Origin of the sequence: Confluentibacter flavum, assembly GCF_002843175.1 — a bacterium.
In the GTDB taxonomy this organism is placed as follows: Bacteria; Bacteroidota; Bacteroidia; order Flavobacteriales; family Flavobacteriaceae; genus Confluentibacter; species Confluentibacter flavum.
Map to the genome: position 1 here is coordinate 58,338 of NZ_PJEO01000051.1, position 20,123 is coordinate 78,460.

Annotated in this window: 17 protein-coding genes; 11 read left to right on the plus strand and 6 right to left on the minus strand. The window is 35.1% G+C overall.

Translation table 11 applies throughout. From position 1 onward, the window contains the following. Positions 1 to 11: 11 nt before the first annotated feature. The 8 genes from CSW08_RS13965 (at position 12) to CSW08_RS14000 (ending at position 8,066) form a co-directional block, all read left to right on the plus strand. Positions 12 to 1,553 (plus strand): S8 family peptidase, encoded by a 1,542-nt coding sequence (locus tag CSW08_RS13965; protein ID WP_106660489.1) that lies wholly within the window; start codon positions 12 to 14, stop codon positions 1,551 to 1,553. 50 nt (positions 1,554 to 1,603) lie between these two features. Further along, entirely contained in the window at positions 1,604 to 2,002 is a 399-nt protein-coding gene (locus tag CSW08_RS13970; protein ID WP_106660490.1) for a hypothetical protein, read from the plus strand. Positions 2,003 to 2,153: 151 nt separating this feature from the next. Then, positions 2,154 to 2,537: a hypothetical protein gene (locus tag CSW08_RS13975; RefSeq protein ID WP_106660491.1), complete on the plus strand. Its 384-nt coding sequence runs from the start codon at positions 2,154 to 2,156 to the stop codon at positions 2,535 to 2,537. Between the two features lie 93 nt (positions 2,538 to 2,630). Beyond that, complete coding sequence (locus tag CSW08_RS13980) at positions 2,631 to 4,589, plus strand: DUF2779 domain-containing protein (RefSeq protein ID WP_106660492.1); 1,959 nt, start codon at positions 2,631 to 2,633, stop codon at positions 4,587 to 4,589. Position 4,590: 1 nt separating this feature from the next. Next, positions 4,591 to 5,577: a helix-turn-helix transcriptional regulator gene (locus CSW08_RS13985; RefSeq protein WP_106660493.1), complete on the plus strand. Its 987-nt coding sequence runs from the start codon at positions 4,591 to 4,593 to the stop codon at positions 5,575 to 5,577. Positions 5,578 to 5,671: 94 nt separating this feature from the next. Beyond that, positions 5,672 to 6,682 (plus strand): cyclic GMP-AMP synthase DncV-like nucleotidyltransferase, encoded by a 1,011-nt coding sequence (locus CSW08_RS13990; protein ID WP_106660494.1) that lies wholly within the window; start codon positions 5,672 to 5,674, stop codon positions 6,680 to 6,682. After that, entirely contained in the window at positions 6,672 to 7,097 is a 426-nt protein-coding gene (locus CSW08_RS13995; RefSeq protein ID WP_106660495.1) for a hypothetical protein, read from the plus strand. The genes CSW08_RS13990 and CSW08_RS13995 overlap by 11 nt, the downstream gene beginning before the upstream one ends. A 12-nt stretch (positions 7,098 to 7,109) precedes the next feature. Further along, positions 7,110 to 8,066 (plus strand): STING domain-containing protein, encoded by a 957-nt coding sequence (locus CSW08_RS14000; protein WP_157831498.1) that lies wholly within the window; start codon positions 7,110 to 7,112, stop codon positions 8,064 to 8,066. A gap of 12 nt (positions 8,067 to 8,078) precedes the next feature. Here CSW08_RS14000 and CSW08_RS14005 read toward each other — a convergent pair whose 3' ends face one another. From CSW08_RS14005 to CSW08_RS14015, 3 genes are all read right to left on the minus strand, one after another. Next, positions 8,079 to 9,686, minus strand: coding sequence for an Eco57I restriction-modification methylase domain-containing protein (locus tag CSW08_RS14005; RefSeq protein WP_106660497.1), 1,608 nt, complete (start codon positions 9,684 to 9,686; stop codon positions 8,079 to 8,081). 93 nt (positions 9,687 to 9,779) lie between these two features. Continuing rightward, entirely contained in the window at positions 9,780 to 11,003 is a 1,224-nt protein-coding gene (locus tag CSW08_RS14010; RefSeq protein WP_106660498.1) for a phospholipase D family protein, read from the minus strand. A gap of 71 nt (positions 11,004 to 11,074) precedes the next feature. Further along, positions 11,075 to 11,296, minus strand: a complete 222-nt coding sequence (locus tag CSW08_RS14015) for a helix-turn-helix domain-containing protein (protein WP_106660499.1) — start codon at positions 11,294 to 11,296, stop codon at positions 11,075 to 11,077. Between the two features lie 917 nt (positions 11,297 to 12,213). On the opposite strand from CSW08_RS14015, the gene CSW08_RS14020 reads away from it, so the two are divergent. From CSW08_RS14020 to CSW08_RS14030, 3 genes are read left to right on the plus strand one after another with little or no spacing between them, the layout of a single operon-like run. After that, positions 12,214 to 15,228, plus strand: a complete 3,015-nt coding sequence (locus CSW08_RS14020; protein ID WP_106660500.1) for a SusC/RagA family TonB-linked outer membrane protein — start codon at positions 12,214 to 12,216, stop codon at positions 15,226 to 15,228. A 12-nt stretch (positions 15,229 to 15,240) separates the two neighbouring features. After that, a complete protein-coding gene (locus CSW08_RS14025; protein WP_106660501.1) occupies positions 15,241 to 16,659 on the plus strand; it encodes a RagB/SusD family nutrient uptake outer membrane protein in 1,419 nt (472 codons plus the stop codon). A gap of 21 nt (positions 16,660 to 16,680) precedes the next feature. Next, on the plus strand, positions 16,681 to 18,195 hold the full coding sequence (locus CSW08_RS14030; protein WP_106660502.1) for a peroxiredoxin family protein: 1,515 nt from the start codon (positions 16,681 to 16,683) through the stop codon (positions 18,193 to 18,195). Here CSW08_RS14030 and CSW08_RS14035 read toward each other — a convergent pair. The 3 genes from CSW08_RS14035 to CSW08_RS14045 form a co-directional block, all read right to left on the minus strand. After that, the gene (locus CSW08_RS14035) at positions 18,192 to 19,250 is read right to left on the minus strand and encodes a hypothetical protein (protein ID WP_157831499.1); all 1,059 of its coding nucleotides are present in this window, start codon (positions 19,248 to 19,250) and stop codon (positions 18,192 to 18,194) included. The two genes, CSW08_RS14030 and CSW08_RS14035, sit on opposite strands and share 4 nt — an antisense overlap. 54 nt (positions 19,251 to 19,304) lie before the next feature. Next, on the minus strand, positions 19,305 to 19,556 hold the full coding sequence (locus CSW08_RS14040; RefSeq protein WP_106660504.1) for a DUF6520 family protein: 252 nt from the start codon (positions 19,554 to 19,556) through the stop codon (positions 19,305 to 19,307). Positions 19,557 to 19,648: 92 nt separating this feature from the next. Beyond that, positions 19,649 to 20,080, minus strand: a complete 432-nt coding sequence (locus CSW08_RS14045; RefSeq protein WP_106660505.1) for a MauE/DoxX family redox-associated membrane protein — start codon at positions 20,078 to 20,080, stop codon at positions 19,649 to 19,651. Between the last annotated feature and the right edge of the window lie 43 nt (positions 20,081 to 20,123).

Consider the following 20,123-nt stretch of genomic DNA (forward strand, 5'->3'; position numbering starts at 1 on the left):
AGAATAATAAAATGAAAAAGAAATATTATGTAAGAGGAAAAGAGGTAAGTGTTGAAAGCATAGAAGGTGTAAGAGCTATTAAACCTATTTTAAACACTCGAAAGATGTTTGATGAAATAACCTATAGATTTGATCCAGATGCTCGTAATACATTTGAACAATTGAAGATAGAATTCGAGGATGAAGCAGATAGTTTGGAAGCTTATGCAAATGCAGGATGGATTTTTGTTGCTCCAAAGACCCCAGTTAGGGAAATGCGAGATTTTATGGTATCGGATCGTTCAATGGAAGCCTTCAGTAATATATATAAGGATGAAACAGGAAATTTGATAATTGACACAAATAAACTTACAGTAAAGTTCCGACCAAATCTAGATGAATCCGAAATCATGTCAATATTAGAAATGAATGCTTTGAAAATAATTAGAAAATTAAGGTTCGCTCCAAACTTATTCGAGGTAGAACTTAATATTGGAGGTGATATTATTGATAAAGCTAATGAAATGTCTAAAATGGATGAAGTAATTTATATAGAGCCACAAATGCTTTCTCGTATAAATCAACGTCTAAAGCCAAATGATACTTTATATAGCAAGCAGTGGCATTTGAACAATGATGGTAGTAATGGGGGTAAGAGGGGTGCAGATATAAAAGGAGAACAAGCCTGGAATATGACTCAAGGCAGGGGTGTCAAATTGGCTATTATTGACAATGGATTTGACGTTTTGCATCCAGATATAAGTCCATCCATCTATCAGACTTCGGCAGGTTATTTTCTGAATAATGGAAGTTTCCGGAATTCTTTAATAGGCTATCCCGATAATAATCATGGGACATTTTGCGCTGGGATGGCTTTACCGAGGATTAATAATTTGGGAATTGTAGGTTCTGCAAATGAGGCTGAATTTATACCTATTTCATGTCTTCCTGACCAAGTTGGAACACAAACAACTCTTGCTCGCTCAATAGCTTATGCCGCGAATCCTAATTTGGAAATCCATACTATGACTCCAGATAAGGGTGCGGACGTGATTGCATGCAGTTTAGGGCCAAATGGGGCTGATTGGATTATGGAATCCGTTCTAGAAGATGCTATTAATTATGCTGTTACTAGCGGAAGAAATGGAAAGGGTACACCAATTTTTTGGGCAGTAAGTAACGGAAATTTCACAATAGATGGAATGGATGGAACGGATGAAGTTAGTGCATGTAATAAGATAATTTCCGTTGGGAGGTCAAACAAGGATGACTTAGAAGATGGATCGGCTTATGGACCGGAACTTGATTTTCTGGCACCAGGAGTTGATGTGTTTAGTTGTAATTCTGGAGGCAATTATGGACTCAGTACAGGAACTAGTTTTGCAGCACCTTTGGCGGCAGGTATAGGTGCTTTATTGTTAGCAAAGAATCCCGGGTTGTTTTGGTATGAAGTTCGAGATGCTATGAGAAAATCTTGTGACAAAGTGGGCAAAGTTAACTATAACCAATCTGGGCATCATTCAAGATATGGATATGGAAGGGTTAATGCGCTTGAAGCCTTAAATATTGTTTAAATGCATTTGAACATTATTCAGTAAAACATTTTAATTAAAACATTTATATCATGAGTAGATTGTATTATGAATCTCCGTCGCCAGCCAGGTCTAACACTTCAAACAATACTAAGGAATACTTGGACAAAGTATCTTCATTGATCCCTGCAGAAATTGTAGCTGCATATCTGACATTAATTTCTTTAGCTAAAAGTGTTAATGATTATGTGCTGATTTCACAAGTAATTGCCTTTGCAGGTTGTCTTATATTGACTCCAATATATCTTAATTATATGGCAGAAGAAAACAAACCCAAATTAAAACACATCATTATTTCCACGGTATCTTTTATTATTTGGGCTTATGTAATTTCTGGAGATGAATTTAACATATATTACAATGGTGCATTATCTAGTATGATTCTTATTTTTTATAGTCTTATAGTAGGACTTATAAAATTGGACAAGTAATTTAATTATTAAAAAAATTATCTGGATTATTCCTAGGATTAGGAATCGGTCTTGATGTTATCCGCAAACTTTAAACTTAAACTCAAAAAAATTCTCACTAAAAAGGCAATGATTCTTCAAATTTCGAAAGTATAACTATAATTAATTTTTAATGCAACATAACAGAACGTTTATTTTAGAAACAGATTTATTAGAAGCAATTAAAAGTAATGCTGAAACCGTAAATGATATATTCATAAATAATTTAGACGTAGATAATAGTAGTATATTGACACTCCTAAACTCTTATGATTATTTTGATGGAACACAGGGACAGGTTTATAGTTACACAATCGATGAAAATTCAATTTATATAGATGAAAATGGAAATGGAGAATTTACGGTTGAATTTACAGCCCATCATTATTATGGATGTGCCGACTTAGATAAAGAATACGAACATGAAATGAGTTTGACTTTCAATATTAATTTTATTAGTAAGGAAATGGTATTAATCGGTGAATTTTGGGATGAACGCCAAGAAGAAGAAATTTAATATTACTATTATTAACCATTTTTTCGCCTATGATTATGAGGTAGATTTTGATTTAAAAAACTTCAATCAGACTATTTATTAAAAATTATCAAAATGCGAGTATTAAGTAAATCTAGGTTTAAACTTGGTCTTGAATGCCCTAATAAATTGTTTTATACAGGTAAAACAGAATACGCTAATAAAAAGCAAGAAGATTCTTTTTTACTTGCTTTAGCAGAAGGAGGATTTCAAATTGAAGAATATGCTAGGATGCACTATCCAGGAGGTGTCTTAATTGAAGGTAATGATGGAGATTATCAATATTTATGGGATCAGACCCAAACCTTACTACAACAAGAAAATATTATTATTTATGAAGCGGCCTTTTTGCGTGATGGATTATTTATCAGAACTGATATTCTCGTTAAACAAGGTAGCCAGATTAAGCTAATTGAAGTGAAATCGAAATCCTATGACCCTACTGATGATTATATTTTTGTCGGAAAACAAGGAGGACTTCTTGCTGGCTGGAAACCTTACTTATTTGATATTGCTTTCCAGAAATACGTAATGCAACTGTGTTTTCCTAATTGGAATATAAAATCTATGATAATGATGGCTGACAAGACTAAAAAATCCACTGTTGACGGTCTAAATCAATTTTTTAGGGTTAGTAAGAAAACAAGTAATAGAACAGGGGTTGTCAAAATGATTGATTCTCTTGCAAGTGCTGGTGATAGTGTTCTTGGGGTTAAAGACGTATCGGCAATTGTCTCTCTCATAATTAATGATGAATTAGTCTATTCAACTGAGCTGAATTTTACCAAGGCAGTTCGCATTTTAAAAACAAATTATATAAGTGATACCTATACCAATTGGTCAACTTCATTTGGTTGCAAATCATGCGAATTTGTTACTGATATCGAAAGTAATGATAATTTAAAGTCTGGATTTAAAGAATGTTTTCAAAAGCAACATAATTGGGGTGATAATGATTTTTCAAAAGCCAAAACATTTGATGTATGGTCATTTAGAAAAGGAGCCGACTTATTTAACAAAGGCATTTATTTTATGGACGACCTTACAGAAGAAAATGTTGGTTTAAAGATTGAACCAGGCAAATTATCAATGAGTGAGCGGCAATGGATACAAATAACAAAAGAAATAGAAGGTGATAACTCAGTTTATGCAGATGTTGAGGGTCTAAAAGTTGAAATGAATAAATGGAATTATCCCTTACATTTTATTGATTTTGAAACAAGTGCAGTGCCTCTTCCTTTTAATAAAGGCAGAAGACCTTATGAACAAATAGCTTTTCAGTTTTCTATCCATACTTATTCTAAAGACGGTAACGTTGAGCATTCCTATCAATATTTGAATAACTCAAAAGGTGCTTTTCCTAACTTTGATTTTATTAGAGCTTTAAAAAATGCCCTTGAAAATGATAATGGTACTATTTTCCGGTACAGCAATCATGAAAACTCAATTCTCAACGCAATTTATGATCAATTAAGAAATTCTAACGAATCAGATGCCGAACCTCTTAAATTATTTATAAAAAATATATCACATTCGAAAAGTGACAGCGCGGAAAAATGGAATGGAAATAGGGACATGATAGACTTATGGGATATTTTAAAAAAATATTATTACAACCCATTAACAAAAGGGTCTAATTCACTTAAATATGTTTTGCCTGCCATACTTAATACAAGTAAAGTTTTACAAAGTAAATATTCTAAACCGATTAGTGAAATTTGTTTAACCAGCCTAAATCTATCCGATAACCATATTTGGTTAACTTATGATGGATATATTTACGAGAATCCATATAAAAAATTACCAAAATTATTTGCAGAATGGTCTGTTGAAGAATTGGATGAATTGGTTTCAGGTATGGATGAGCTAGCTGATGGAGGGGCCGCTTTAACAGCTTATGGGAAAATGCAGTACACAGATATAAGTCAAGATGAACTCATTGAATTAAGCACTGCACTTTTAAAATATTGCGAATTGGATACCCTAGCAATGGTGATGCTTTTTGAACATTTCAAAGAACTTACACAAAGGTAATATGGCAAATTCTAAACAATCTTCCTTAAGGTATCAAATAATAAATAGAGAGCTTAGAAGGAATGACTATGTAAAAACTAAGCAACTAGTAAATGCCATAAAGAATTATGTTGGTGTGAAGGTTTCAGAAAAGACCATTAATAATGATATTAATGATATGATTGACGACCCTGTCCTTCAAGCTCCGATTGGTTATTGTAATTCAAGAAAAGCATATTATTATATTGATAGTGAATATACTATTTCCAAATTCGGTCTTAAAGAAGAAGATATTAGTGCTTTAACTTTTTATGCTCAAAATTTTAATCAATATAAAGATTATGAAGTCTTCAAAGATTTCTCAAGTGCAATCGAAAAAATAATGAATGCTGTTACAATTAGGAAAGGTATTTCTGAAAATGATAAAGCAAAAGTAATAGTTCAAACAGAAAATTCATCGGTATTAACAGGAAATGAGTGGATTCCAAAAATTGTTGAAGCTATTGATACAAATTCGATTATTGAATTGGAATATAAAAAATTTGGTGATAGAGACTCCAAAAATTCCAAAATACATCCATATTTACTTAAAGAGGATCGTCACAGATGGTACTTAATTGGGATGAATCATAAAGGAGTTGTTACATATGGACTTGACAGGATTCAGGAATTGAAAATTTTGAATGAAAGATTTATACCTTGTGTTTTTGATTTTGAAGATTATTTCAGGTATTCCTTTGGTGTTACTGTTGAAGGTGCTGCTATCGAGGTTATTTTAAAATTTAAACCATTACAAGGTAATTATCTTAAAACATTAAAAATTCACTCTACTCAACAAATATTAATTGATACTGATAAAGAATTTTGCATTTCTGTCAAGGTTCAACCTTCTTGGGAATTTTATGAAAAAGTTCTTGGATACGGTGATAATGTTGAAATACTATCACCAGCCTCAGTTGTTAAACAACTTAAAAAAATACTGTTAAAAATTTCTAATTTGTACAAATAACAACAAATTATTACAAAAAAAATTGGCCACGAAGTTCCATTTCGTCATGATGAATTTACTTTGCCATATTAATAACCCATTAATTTCAAATAAAATGGCAAATTGTAACAAACTTTTTCAAGATTTTAATAAAGTCATTACTCCTTCAAATGAGCAAATGCAACAAATGAAAACTTCACGTGAAGCACTAGAAAAGAAGATTTCTGCCAAAATTAAGGATAAACTAAATATGAACACGTCCTATTTCACTCAAGGTTCTAGTGCAAAGGATATGAAAACAATTATTATCAAAGAAGACGGAACGTATGATTCTGATCGAGGGGTGTATCTACCCGAAATTCCTGATGTTGCCGCAGAAACGGTTCAGAAGTATGTCTATGATGCCGTAAAAGACCATACTTCAGGTGGGGCTGAGCATAGAAAAAAATGCATTCGCGTATTTTATAAATCAGCCTATAATATTGATTTTCCCATTTATTATGAGGTAAAAAATGAAGACTATGCATATATGGCAGTTAAAGGCATCGGATGGGTTAAAGATGATCCTTGGCATATGATTAAATGGTTAGAGAAACATAAAGATTCAAATGGACAATTAGTTAAAATTATTAAATACCTGAAAGTTTGGGTTTCAAAGTGCAACTTTAAAATGCCTAGTGGTATTGCATTTGCCGTTTGGGCTGCAAATAATTTTTCAGAAAAAATTGACAGAGACGATGAAAGTTTATACCATACTTTGAAAAATATTCAATCTGAACTTTATTGGAATGTTGTTTGCGACTCGCCAGTTGAACCCTTTGATGATTTGACAGATAAATTAAAACAAGAACAAAAGGATAAATTTAAAAAAGAACTAGACAAGTTTGTTGATGATGCAAAGAATGCCTTAGACGAAAAAAATCAATTAGCCGCATCTAAAATATGGAGAAAATATTTAGGAGATAGATATCCATTAGGCGTAAACGAAGATGTGGATGCTAAAGAAAGAGCATTAATGTTTTCAGCCAATCAAATATTGAGTGGTTCTGCTTTACTAGATGAAAGTGGCCGTATTAATACTTCGGGAGGTGTAAATCACAAACCCCATCGAAATTATGGCGGTTAAACGATATATACCCATTCGTGGTATGAAAACTCATTTAGCAATTTTGTTGGAGATACGATTGCTCAAAAAACACTTTCCGTTTTTGAAATTTCAAATTAAGAATGGAAAACTGTTATGCCATGGTTATTTCCAACCATCAGAATTTTCACCAGTTTTTCATTATATTGTTGAATGGTGTCCTAATGCTTCACCAAAAGTATTCCCTTTATCTCCCAAAATAGCTTATAATGATGATATACACATGTATAGCGATGGAAGCCTATGTCTATACTACCCTAAAGATTTCTTGTATACTTGTAAATCTCACATCCACGAAACAATTATACCTTGGACTCATGAATGGTTTGTTTTTTATGAATTATACCAAATAATAGGTCGATGGTTGCACCCATATGTTGAACATAAAAAAATTTAAAAAATGGACTTCTTGCCAAACATATTTATCGGTTCTTCCCGTGAAGGAAAGAAAGTAACAGAAAAAGTAATTGAACAGTTAAAAGGTTTTGCTGACTGCAGGGCTTGGACAGAAGCATTTGAAATTGGGAAAAGTAATTTTGACAATTTAACTGGACAAATAGCCTTTTATGACTACGCTATATTAATTGCCACAGCAGATGACGTTATTACCTCTCGCAAAAAGCAACAAAAAACAGGTAGAGACAATGTTTTATTTGAATTTGGATTGTTTTCAGGAGGCTTAGGTCATTCAAAGGTATTTTATATACTAGAAAAAAACACAAAAATCCCTTCTGACTTAACTGGAATCACGTTGCCTTTTGTGCCTAATAGGTATGACCCTAACTTTGATATTCATATAAAAACATGTGTAGATGAAATAAAAAAACATATTTTAAACAAAGAAAAAACTTTTGACTTAGGGTTTTTGCCATCTACAGCACTAGCATATGGCTACTTTAGTAATTTTATTGTAAGAACTGTTGAGCGTTTACTGGAAGATAAAGTAAAGAAGAAAAACTTTTCTTTAGCAGGAAATAGAAAATTTCAAATACAAGATTTAAAATTTACCATCTTAATACCAAATGATTTGAGTGACGATATGTTTTCTAAGGTTAAAGCTAAAAGATTAAAAGATGGTTGGGGCAAACTGAATGTAGTACGTAAAGAAATAAGAGACTATGATTTTTCTGTAGATATATCCAAAGCTGTGAATGGTGAATTACATTTAGTCGACATTCCTTTTACTTTGAATGCTTTAAATAAAGCTGTAGAACTCTATTCAAAAAAACAGCACATAGGTAAAACCGTTAAAGAACAAATTTTAGAAGAAAGAGAAATTAGAAATTTTAAACGCACACTTGAGTATTTAATCAATGGAAATGCGTTTACAAAAGGAATTGTTAACGTTGAAATAGTTGATATTTAATAAATTCGATTTCTACTTCCCCCTATTCAACCTTCTCTGACTCAACTTTTTCCAAATTCCATTTGCAAGCTGGATATCATTATCTGAAAGTCCAAAATTTTTCTTCAAAATTTGTTTATTAGTTATTTCTAATATTTCAGAAATGTCTTTTTTTGCACGAATCATTTCGTCTATAAAAGGAAGTAATAAAGCGTTGGTTGAATGATAAGGCAATAAAATTTCTTCAACTTCATTTGGCATTAGCTCCAACACACCTCCACCATGGCTTCTGCCGCATATTTCAGTATACGCAAGCGAGAGCGAATTATAATAGCTTGCTGTTAAAGATTGAATATCAACGTTTGGCTTCACAGTCACTCGGTGCATAGTATCCGTAGTATATGCTCCTGCCTCATTTATAATAAGCTTAGGGTATTGATTATTACGTCTTATAAACAACGCCTCAGACACACGTAATGATGGGATAATTTGCCATTCGTCTCTAATGCCACATTTATATCCTTTATGAATTTTTTGATTCTCACCTTCAGCAATATACTTACGTGCTCCATCACTTCCGTTTAGTTCTGACTTTTTTGGAAAAGCTAATAAATGTGTTCTGGCTTCTTTAATTTTATTTATTTCCCAGTCCTTTGTTGTAAATATTACACTCGGAACCTGTACACTCCTGCCTACTAAAGGTTTAGAATATTTCTGTAATTCATATTCTTGCACTGTTGATGAAGGCACTGTAAAAAAAGGATTTGAACCAGTGGTAATTCCTACTTCTACTTTAGCATATTTTTCAAGCTTCGGTATGAGTTTTGATTCTTGTAAACGTTCCAAAAAATCAATCTCTTCCTGCTCTAAAAAGTAAAATGTCCATTTATTAGATTTAAAATCAATTTTCTTTTTCGGACTCTTTAATTTACTTATATCTAGTTTCTTTAAATAAGACGCATCCTTTAATTCAAGATGCTCTATTAAATGAGTTTTTGTTTTATTCTTTTCACACAGCAATAATACCACTTCTTGCTGAATATCCGGAAAAACCAGTTTTTCAAAAGAAACAATATTTATTTTGTGATAAAAATGAGCTAGAAAATTACGCAAAGGTTTAGCATATGATACTTGCAGGATTTCTGCGGGCAATACAAAACCTATTTTCCCTTCATCTTTTAAGAGGAGTGATGAACCAACAACAAATGATACCCAGGCATTGGTCAGCTTAGAATACTTTAAGTCTGCTCGTTCGAATATTTCTGCCGCAAAACCTTGTTGCTCTTTGTTGAAATATTGGTAACGGATATAAGGTGGATTTCCAATAATTAAATCAAATTTTTCATTGGTATTAATACAGTAGTTATGGAAATCATCATTTATTATTCTGGTATTTGGTAAGTTTACATTTTCAGATTTTAAAGCTTCTATTTTGTCCAATTCGACCCCCGTTACAGAATTATATTCATAATTTCCTTTTCTTATTGCTTTCAGGAAAATCCCATCACCACAACTTGGCTCCAAAATATCTAATGTTTTATTTCCGTTGAAAGCCCACTTTAAAATAAAATCCGCTATGGCTTTTGGAGTATAAAACCCACCTCTAAGTTTATCGTGTGAAGCTTCTTTTATTAACTGCATTCTGTATTTTGATTTGGTTAGTAAAAATACTATCAGATTGGTACTAAAAGCAAGTTAAAATTTGAATACTTATAAAACAGTTTTGAACAATTACTATTCAATTTCTATGACGAAATGATTTATTGAATTTATGTCTCTAAATAAGGTTAATGTTTTATCTAAAAAGTCTGCTTTTGCAATTGTAGCCTTTGCATTTCCCCAACTTAAATTAGTCATAGCATTCTTTTGCTTGTAGGCTTTCGTATCAGTAGCTTTGTTATGATTGATTGTAAGATTGAAATTTCCCATACTATTACCGTCAATTTTTATCTCAAAATTAGCTGAACTTTTTTCTAAATGGGTATAAGCCGGATTAGGATGTGATTGCCAATTTAAATCTGCAAAAACGCTATTTCTAAAATAATTTCTATGGTCTATACCTTTCATCAGTCCCTTTTTAAGCAACATCGATCCTGTAGGATTTGTATTGGCTCCAGTTGGAATATTCAAATCACGTTCAGTTAGAGGTTTACTTTTCCATACTTCCACATAATTACGGGCAGGGGCAGATACTACTAGACTTTCATTATTATTTTCTGTCGATAACACTGCTGGTCGTAATATCCTTTCTCTTCTTTCAGGCCTAAAATTTTCTGGTAAATTTTGTAACCCAATTGATGGAAAAAGGGTTCTTATATTGACTCTTGGGTTACCATTGTCTCCTTCTTGAATAGGCGGACGAAGATCTTTAGTATATTTTATTCTTCTTTCGGCTTCTGTTGGAACAATTCCATGTTCTACTAACTGTTCGATAAGTGCAGTAGTTAATGGCTTTAAATTAGGGTTCTCACCTGTAAGAAGTGGATCAAAGTAGGTATTTATGTCGTCAAGCAAATCGTTGCCTTCAATATCATCTTTATTAAATGTAATGTGTACTGCTCCTTCAATGTTTTTTACCAATCCCATTTGAGTAAGATTGTTGGAGCCAATAATTATTGAAACAGCATTCTCACCTTCATAAATATAAATCTTTGGATGAAATATATTCGGTTGCGCAGAGTACAACACAAACACATTTGCGTTCCATTCTAAAAGCCTCTCCAATGCTTCCCTTGAAGTAGCATCTTGATCTACACCTATAATGACGCGAGTGGTTTCAATATGAGTTCTGGAATTATTAATGTGTTCAGTTAAGCCAGATACACCACTTGGGCTAGCAAAAGCAACCATGCATTTAAAGGTGTGAAAAGAATTATTCGCAAAAGAATCGATGAGTACTTGTGCAACTGATGTATTTGCTCTTAAATTATAACCTTGACCCAAAAATGTTACTCTCATACTAAATCTTCAAAATATTATTATTCATCGATATGAATTTCGAAATCCAATAATTTCTGTGCATTATTGCATCAGAATAAATCCTTTAGGTCTACTTTCAATACTTTTGCTATTATTAGAAGTGTTTTTATAGTAGGGTTCGTTTGCCCTTTTTCTATTCTTCGTATTTGATTCTCTGATAGATCTGCTTCCAAGGCTAATTTCTCTTGAGAAAAATCAGTAGACTCTTCTCTAATTTTTCTTATTTTTAAACCCAGTTTAACTATTGCTCTATTTTGCTCTTCACTCTCCACAGTCTAAATTTCATGTATTATTATAAAATAAAAGCACACATATATGTTTGGTTAAATATTTTTCTTATATTAGCATTTGAATTATTAATTTTGCGATTCTTCAAATAGATAATATTAGAAGCATTCGCTTGGATTCTCGTCCTTGAAAACTGGTAATTTTTGCAGCGAGATGATAAGTAAGATGCTCACGTCTTAGGGCGTGGGCTCACTTATTGTTGCAAAGGTATACCAGTACCCCAAGGGCAATTTGCTGAGTTCCGCGCCTTTTCTGTTTCCATACATTTTAGGTTTTTACTCAACATTTTCTTAGCGTTTGTTTTTTATAGTATTTGAAGCATGGCATGGGTTCATTGTTAAACCAAAAAGAGCATGCGAAACACGTTTTGTTATTTTATACAAAGAAGGTCTTTACAACATTTATATGTGTTTGGACTTTCTGTGTTTGATATTCTGTTTAGTAAAAAGCCCAAAAATCCAATTTAAGTTGACACCTAATTATGGGATGGTCCTCTCACACCATTTTCGGATAACGCTATACTCTGTATCCCATAATCCACGATTCCACAATTATAAAATCCGAGCATCAAAGGTTTTCATGCCTAAACGCCGTGCGTTTGGGCAGCTTATAAATAAACCTCTGAATTAGTCATTGGAAGGACACCGCCACCGTCTGGCTGCAACAGACAACGGCGGTGGGCTTTCCATAGTAATAACCTTTTAAATGTTTATGCCTATGATATAAAAAAACAACAAAAAAACCTCCAACAAACTTTTGCACGGTCTTGTAGGAGGCTTCGATTTAACAATAAATGTTTAATTCTAATTCAAAAATATGAAATCGCTAGGACTTGGTAAACCAAATACCAATAAAAAAAAGCGATTGCATATGACCTTTGAAAAACAAATAATCATCACATATGAAAAATATTGATAAGACCATCTACAGGAATAGCCTATTCCTTGTTTTTTACTTGTTGACTGTCCCAAGTCATGCTACTACCTTAAGCCCTTTAATTTTTCATGCAAATTCTCTGCCAAGTGTGGCGGTACAGCAATCCGAAGTCCATGGCACCATCACCGATACCCAAGGCTTGCCCTTGGCTGGGGTTGCCATCAGTGTGAAAGGCACCCAAAAAGGAACGGTATCGGATTTTAATGGGTTTTACACCATTAAAGTGGATGCCAATGAAACACTCGTTTTTTCCTTTATAGGCTTTAAAACCCATGAAATTGCTGTTCAGGGACGAAACGAACTGAACTTGGTTTTGGAAACCGATATCACGGCACTAAGCACCGTGGAAATCAATGCGGGGTACTATACCGTTAACGACCGGGAGCGTACTGGAAATATTTCAAGGATAACCGCAAAGGAAATCGAAACCCAACCAGTTGCCAATCCACTATCAGCATTACAAGGCCGCATGCCTGGAGTATACATCCAACAACGGTCTGGAGTTCCAGGAGGAGGTTTTATCGTCCGAATTCGAGGACAGAATAGCATCACCAAGGGAAATGATCCCTTATATATAGTTGATGGCGTTCCCTTTATATCCAGCACACTGGCTTCTTTAGGCACGGAAATCGTCTCCAATGCCAATCCGTTAAGTAGCATCAACCCCTCTGATATTGAAAGTGTTGAGGTTTTAAAAGATGCCGATGCAACAGCCATTTATGGGTCACGCGGTGCCAATGGTGTCGTGCTCATTACAACCAAACGAGGAAAAGTGGGGAAAACAGAGGTTTCTTTTGATTTTCAATCTGGAGTTGGGTCCGTAGCAAATAGGATGGATCTATTAAATACATCACAATATTTAGAAATGAGACAAGAGGCCTTTATTAATGATGGTGTAACGCCTACAGCCACCAATGCGCCCGATTTGTTGGTTTGGAACCAACAACGTTATACCGATTGGCAAGACACACTCATTGGAGGGACTTCCTATATATCAGATGCACAAGTTAAAGTATCTGGTGGTAGCGAGCATACCCAATTCCTTGCAGGAGCCAGTGCTTATAAAGAGACTACTGTAATTCCTGGGGATTTTGATTATAAGCGTTTTTCATTCAATTCGGCTATGAACCATCGATCAGAGAATGATCGCTTTACGGCTGCTGTAAATATAATGTATGCTATGGAGGATAGTGGGCTTCCTAACGTCGATCTTACCTATTCAGCATTGACTTTGCCACCCAATACCCCTGAATTATTGGATGACAATGGCGACTTGGTATTTTTTAGGGATATTACTAATCCGTTGATATACACCAAGCGACAATATGAGGCACAGAATACGAATTTTATTGCCAATGCTCAATTCGCCTATCAAATTTTTGATGGATTAAAGTTGGGCACCAGTATAGGGTACAATAACATGCACCGGGATGAAATAGCAATAAGACCAAGTAGTTCGAGAAATCCGGCATCCACATCTCCGCAATCATCCGATTTTGCAGATACTAAAGTAAGTTCATGGATTATGGAACCCCAATTGGAATATCAGAAAACATGGGGAGATCTGTCCCTAAAGACCTTGGTTGGGGCAACGATACAGCAAAATAATCAAAGTTCCAAAACACTCAGTGGGTCTGGATATAGTAATGATGCACTCATGGAGGATCTTGCCGCAGCAGCCTCAGTCACTGTTTTACGCTCGAGCCAATCAGAGTATAAGTATCAGGCGGTATATGGAAGGCTCAATCTAGGATTCAAAGAGCGTTACTATGTCAACCTAACGGGAAGAAGGGATGGTAGTAGTCGCTTTGGTCCAGAAAACCGCTTCGCTAACTTTGGAGCAGTGGGACTGGCCTGGATAGTTTCTGAAGAACCCATTTTTGAAGCAAAGCGTGTTTTTAGTTATGGGAAAGTGCGCGCTAGTTATGGTACTACAGGAAATGACCAAATAGGGGATTATGGCTATTTGGATACTTACTCACCAACAAGTTATGCGTATCAGGGCGTGTCAGGACTTTATCCTACCCGGCTTTATAATTCCGATTTTGGTTGGGAGCGCAACAAGAAGTTTGAGACTGCCATGGATTTAGGTTTTTTCAGGGATCGTTTAATGTTGTCTCTTGTGTATTATAATAATAGGTCTGATAACCAATTAATAGGCTTGCCTTTACCGTTAAGCACAGGATTTTCAAACATTCAATCCAATTTAAATGCCACCGTTGAAAATAGTGGTTGGGAGTTTAATTTGGAAACCATTAATATAAATACGGAACACTTTACTTGGAAATCAAGCCTTAACCTAAGCATTCCTAAAACCAAACTTGTTAGGTACCCTGATCTAGAAACCTCTGTGCATGCCAATAGGTATCGTGTCGGTCAAAGTTTGTTTGTGGTACCTGCGTTTCATAGTACCGGCGTAAATCCAGATACGGGCATTTATGGGTTTGAAGATGTTGATATGGATGGTGCCATCTCCATTCCTAATGATTATCAATTTCTACAAGATATAAGACCAGAATTTTATGGAGGGTTTTTGAACAGCATTCGTTATAAACGCCTTACTCTGGATTGTCTATTACAGTTTAACAAGGAATTAGGCCTAAACTACTTGAACATGTTTTTTTATGCACCGGGGAATATAAGCAATCAATCCGCAGAAGTACTGGACCGTTGGCAAGAGCCTGGAGATGTGGCAGCCTTTCAAAAATTCACACAAGGTTTTAACCAGGCGAGAACCGCTTACACCAATACAAATTTTGCGGATAACTTTTATCAGGACATTTTTTATATCCGTATTAAAAATGTAAATCTATCGTATAGCATTCCTACGGAACGTCTGCCATTCACTTCAGCTAGACTCTATATTCAAGGACAAAACCTTTTTACCATTACGGACTATAAAGGACTGGATCCTGAAGGAGGGGTGCGTTCTTTACCACCGTTACGTGTTATAAGTCTTGGACTTCAATGTTCATTTTAAAAACCAGAAATCATGATAATAAAATTAGATACAAGTTTAGTATTACCGAAGTTTAGATTATTTCAAAGTCATTTGACCTTGATTGGTCTCATGTTATTTTACCTAATTCAAGGATGTGATCAGTCTATAGAAGTGGATCCACCCAAAACCGAATTGGTTAGTACCACTGTTTTTGAGGATGACCGTACCGCAAAAGCGGTAATGGATGGTGTATACAGTAGAATGGTGGGTGGCCTTGGATATGCCAGTGGGTTTGCTAATAGCATTACCGTGAAAAATGGATTAGCCAGTGATGAGCTCGTCGCAAACGGAGCTCCAGATCCATTTTATAATAACAACGTAGTCCCTAGTAATTCTGAGTTGGAGCGTTATTTTTGGGAAGAGCCGTATCAGTATATATACACGGTAAATAGTATTTTGGAAGGATTGGATTTTTCTACAGGGGTTTCGGCATCCTTGCGCGAACAATTGCAGGGCGAAGCACTTTTTATTCGCGCGTTCTGTTACTTCTATTTGGTTAATGACTTTGGTGATGTGCCACTTCATTTGGGTTCAGATTATGAGGCCAATGCCAAAGCATCTAGAAGTTCAGTAAACGAAGTTTATACGCAGATTATAAGTGACCTTAGCGCAGCGGAAACACTATTGGGTATAGATTTCGGTGTCTCTTCAGGTGAACGGATTCGTCCCAGTAGTTGGGCGGCCAAGGCCCTTTTGGCGAGGGTGTATCTTTACACCGAACAATGGGATTTAGCGGAGGTCAAAGCGACACAACTTATAGAGCATTCCACGTTATTTGAAGTACTTCCTAATGCCAATCAGGTGTTTTTAAAGAATAGCAGTGAGGCTATTTGGCAGTTAATGCCAGTACGTCCTAATTTTAATACGATGGAAGGTTATAGATTTATAGCCACCCGTGCGCCAGTTTCCAGTGAAACGGTATCAGAAACCCTATTGAACAGTTTTGAAAGTGGTGATTTACGATATGCCAACTGGATAGGAAGTGTTAGTAATAGTTCTGGAATATGGTATTTTCCATATAAATATAAAATTCGATTATCGTCTTCACTAGCAGAATATTCCATGGTTCTTAGACTGGCCGAGCAATATTTAATTCGTGCGGAAGCTAGGACGCGTCTGAATAAGCTGTCAGGTGCCCTGGAGGATTTAAATACCATCAGGAATCGTTCTGGATTGTCCGATAGTGGGGCGGAAGGTAGCGAAGAAATTTTGCAAGCCATTTATAAAGAGCGCCAAGTAGAATTATTTGCGGAATGGGGACACCGCTGGTATGATTTAAAACGTACAGGGTTGGTCGATCAGGTATTGTCAAGTGTTAAATCCCAATGGAGGTATACGGCCAAATTATATCCCATTCCTATAAAAGAGGTCGATCGCAATCCGAATATAAGCCAAAATGAGGGCTATTAATCAAGCAACAAATAATAAAAAATGAAAAAAGTGTTTATAATACAAATCACGATACTTGTTATTGGGTTTTGTTATGCCTGTAAGACCAATGAGGTGCCCAAAAAACAATCCTACGTGACAATTAGTGGAACAATAAAGGGAAATGGCGGTGTTCGAGATAGTATCCGTATATTATTTGGTGGCCTTATTCCAGAGACCAAATTATTCGGTACAAAGGATACTACCATTTATACGGGCTCCAATGGAACGTTTTTATTCAAATCCAAAGATATTAAGGAACCTACAAGGATTACCATAGGTTCTTATAAAAAACGAGCAGGAGAGAAAAGTCAGCGATGGGGGGATGCCCTAAGAAATTTTCTTGTAGAGCCTGGGGATAATATCCACATAGAAATAGACGAGTCTAAGGAAGAGCATGTATACGAGTTTTCGGGAACTGGTTCAGAAAAGTTTAAGGTACAGTGGCAAAATTTTCAATCAGGTTATAAAGTGAATCGAAGGGAAATCCAGAGGCGCTATGGTTATAAATTCGCAGCCTTAAGCAACAAGGTCCAAATTGCGGATTCACTGTCCAATATTCAAATTAGGGCGTTGGAAACCGTAAAGGATTCATTGTCAGATCGGGTATTTAAAATCATGAAAGCAGATATTTATGGGGAAAATGGCGTTTATTTAAAAACATTTGTTAGTAATATGCATGTCGATACCTGTTCTACAAAGCAAATTCAACAGTATCGAAAGCTATTTGACGAAAGTTTAAATACAAACTTACCAAGTGATATCTTGGCTAGTTCCCCTTACTACATCATGTTTTTATCGAATATGGCTATTGCACAATTACAACTAGGGGATCCCGAAAATCCTGATTATCGGTATGAGCATATCCATGCAAAGGGATTTAGTGATTTATGTCAAATTTGGCGAAACCAATATTCGGGAATGTTAAGGGAAAAATTATTGCTTTATAATTTACAAAGTTTAAATGTTCAGGATACTTACGGTATTGAGGAATGCCTTCAAATGAGTTATGATTTAATAAAAACCCCAGAATTAAAAGCAATCATTGATACCATGTATGGTAGAAAAATACGAGGAGCCACCGCTTTTAATTTTAATCTACCTAATACGGAAGGAAATATGGTCAGATTATCCGATTTTAAAGGGAAGGTTGTTTATTTGGATATTTGGTTTACAGGTTGTTCAGGTTGCCTGTATTTGGCCAAAGAAGTGGATCATCAGGTGTATCCGCTGTTTAAAGATAACCCCGATGTGGTTTTTGTATCTATTTCGGGTGACAAATCCAAGGACCAATGGTTAAAAAGTGTTGAATCCGAGCGCTATGGACTCAAGGAATATGTGAACTTATATACAGGGGGCTTAGGGTTTAAGCATGATTTCACATTGTACTATGGGATTAAGGGTGGTCCTACAACCATGATTATTGATAGGGAAGGACGCATATACTCTTCGGCCCCACCAAAGCATGGAAAATCAAAGGAATTAGTGGCTTTAATAAATGAAGCTTTAGAACGTTAGTTTTTTGTAATACCCATATTAAATACAATGATACCCTGGTCATATAGAACGGCTAGGGTATTGTTGTAAAAAGCAAAATCTTTCATGACTAGTCCTTCATATGAAGGAATGTAAAAACTGTATTTATAGTCGCCGCTTTCCAGTTCGTAAATATCGATGACGGATTTGGAATGAAATCGGAGCTGGTCTTCATTTTTTGAAATGATGTTGGAGTTTATAAATAGCCACTGTCCTTGGCTGAAACTTTTTTTGTTGACGACATGGGGTGGAGCGGTCAGTATAATTTTTTCCATGCCATGTTCCTTTATGCTACTAACCTTTATTTGAGCTTGGAAATTAGGGTCAATAGTGTTTTCAGCATATAAAAACTTTAGATTAGAATCAAAAATTAAAAATTCATTGCGATAACGATAGGTATATATGATGCGTTCAGCTTCCTTATTGTAAATAAGGTCTCCATCAACACAAAAAAAACCATCCACTTGCTTTTTTAAATTCATATTTGGAATGTGAAGGTTGTTGGAACCTTCCCTTAACAACGCCAAAACTTGTTGGGTCCGTTGCGTATTAAAGGTTTTAACTATAAATAGGGAAGTCGAAAGAGGTAGGCAATCGGTAAAGGTAACACTGTCTATTTTTTTTCGAAACAAAACATTTTTTTCTAAGGAGCTTTCAAAAATATTTGGGGTCAGACCTTCCATAAGGTAAATATGATTCTCAAAAACACTGTTTTTTAATACTTTCCATGCGATGGGGAAGCTGTCCTTGATCGAGAAGGAAGAAGTCAAGAATTCATTGTAATCCCATTGAAATGAACTAAGTTTTAAAGGTGTTGTAGCGTAACCAATATACAGTTTTGAGCTATCCATTCCAGTGATGTAACCCCTATTTGTTTTTATATTTATAGTGTTTTTGTTGGCTAAAAAATGAGGTGGAAATCTTCGGATGAATGCACTCTCGTTTTTATGGTTAGTATGAGGTATTAAGTTCAGAATTAAAACAGGGAGCATACCTAGGATAAGGCATCCAACAATACGTAAAATTTTAGTTTTCATGGAAGAAGATGTATAAGAAGGAACTGGGGAGAAACCAGTTCCTTCTTGTTTAAATTATTCCAGACGGTATGTAGAAACCGTTACAGGAGTAGAGCACTCATTTGAGATATCCTCTTCATACACGATGAAATTACAAGATTCTCCTTGATTTGAAGGGCTGCAATCTGTTGCTACACATTCGGCACCATCTTTAGCATAGTACTGGTCTATACTATCAGTGGAAGATACATTTTTACTGGCAAAAGCGGCCACTACGGCAAATAGAAAGGCAACGCTTGCAAACATGATTTTTTTTAATTTTTTCATGATATTAAAATATTAAAGTTAATCCTACTCTGTTAAAGGTTTTCGGTGCCCCTTGATCAACTGTACAATTGAAGTTTTTTATCTGTTTTTATTTATGTTGAATTTATTTTTTGTGGTACTATCAGTATACCCATGATGGCAAGGCACAAAAAAGCGACATTGAAGATCAAATGCTCCTGCCATCCCATGGTTTCCAAAATCCCTCCACATGAGCACGGCACATAATCACTAAAATTTAGGATAGCAATAATGTACAAGGTAAAAAGACTCATCAGGCTTATGGCCCCATAAAGGGCTACCAACCGGTATTTAGGAATCGCTAGTAATAGCGCTATCATCAGTTCTATTATGGGAATCACCCAAGCTATCCATCCGGCAAAAACAGTTAACAAGGGCGATTGACCAAGTTGAATTTTAAATACTTTAAAATCCAATAGTTTACTGATTGCAGCATAGGAAAACAGAAGGATAAACAGGAAACAAATGATCTCTATGAAGAGTATATGGTATGGGCGCACTGACATATAAAGTAAAATATTAAGTTACGCCGGATGTTGTTTCAGGTTA

Coding starts and splice junctions, on each gene's coding strand:
- CSW08_RS14005 (WP_106660497.1), bottom strand. CDS start 9,686: ATGCAGTTAATAAAAGAAGCTTCACACGATAAACTTAGAGGTGGGTTT.
- CSW08_RS14035 (WP_157831499.1), bottom strand. CDS start 19,250: ATGAAAACTAAAATTTTACGTATTGTTGGATGCCTTATCCTAGGTATG.
- CSW08_RS13975 (WP_106660491.1), top strand. CDS start 2,154: ATGCAACATAACAGAACGTTTATTTTAGAAACAGATTTATTAGAAGCA.
- CSW08_RS14020 (WP_106660500.1), top strand. CDS start 12,214: ATGAAAAATATTGATAAGACCATCTACAGGAATAGCCTATTCCTTGTT.
- CSW08_RS14030 (WP_106660502.1), top strand. CDS start 16,681: ATGAAAAAAGTGTTTATAATACAAATCACGATACTTGTTATTGGGTTT.
- CSW08_RS14040 (WP_106660504.1), bottom strand. CDS start 19,556: ATGAAAAAATTAAAAAAAATCATGTTTGCAAGCGTTGCCTTTCTATTT.
- CSW08_RS13980 (WP_106660492.1), top strand. CDS start 2,631: ATGCGAGTATTAAGTAAATCTAGGTTTAAACTTGGTCTTGAATGCCCT.
- CSW08_RS13990 (WP_106660494.1), top strand. CDS start 5,672: ATGGCAAATTGTAACAAACTTTTTCAAGATTTTAATAAAGTCATTACT.
- CSW08_RS13970 (WP_106660490.1), top strand. CDS start 1,604: ATGAGTAGATTGTATTATGAATCTCCGTCGCCAGCCAGGTCTAACACT.
- CSW08_RS14025 (WP_106660501.1), top strand. CDS start 15,241: ATGATAATAAAATTAGATACAAGTTTAGTATTACCGAAGTTTAGATTA.
- CSW08_RS13965 (WP_106660489.1), top strand. CDS start 12: ATGAAAAAGAAATATTATGTAAGAGGAAAAGAGGTAAGTGTTGAAAGC.
- CSW08_RS14045 (WP_106660505.1), bottom strand. CDS start 20,080: ATGTCAGTGCGCCCATACCATATACTCTTCATAGAGATCATTTGTTTC.
- CSW08_RS14010 (WP_106660498.1), bottom strand. CDS start 11,003: ATGAGAGTAACATTTTTGGGTCAAGGTTATAATTTAAGAGCAAATACA.
- CSW08_RS13995 (WP_106660495.1), top strand. CDS start 6,672: ATGGCGGTTAAACGATATATACCCATTCGTGGTATGAAAACTCATTTA.
- CSW08_RS13985 (WP_106660493.1), top strand. CDS start 4,591: ATGGCAAATTCTAAACAATCTTCCTTAAGGTATCAAATAATAAATAGA.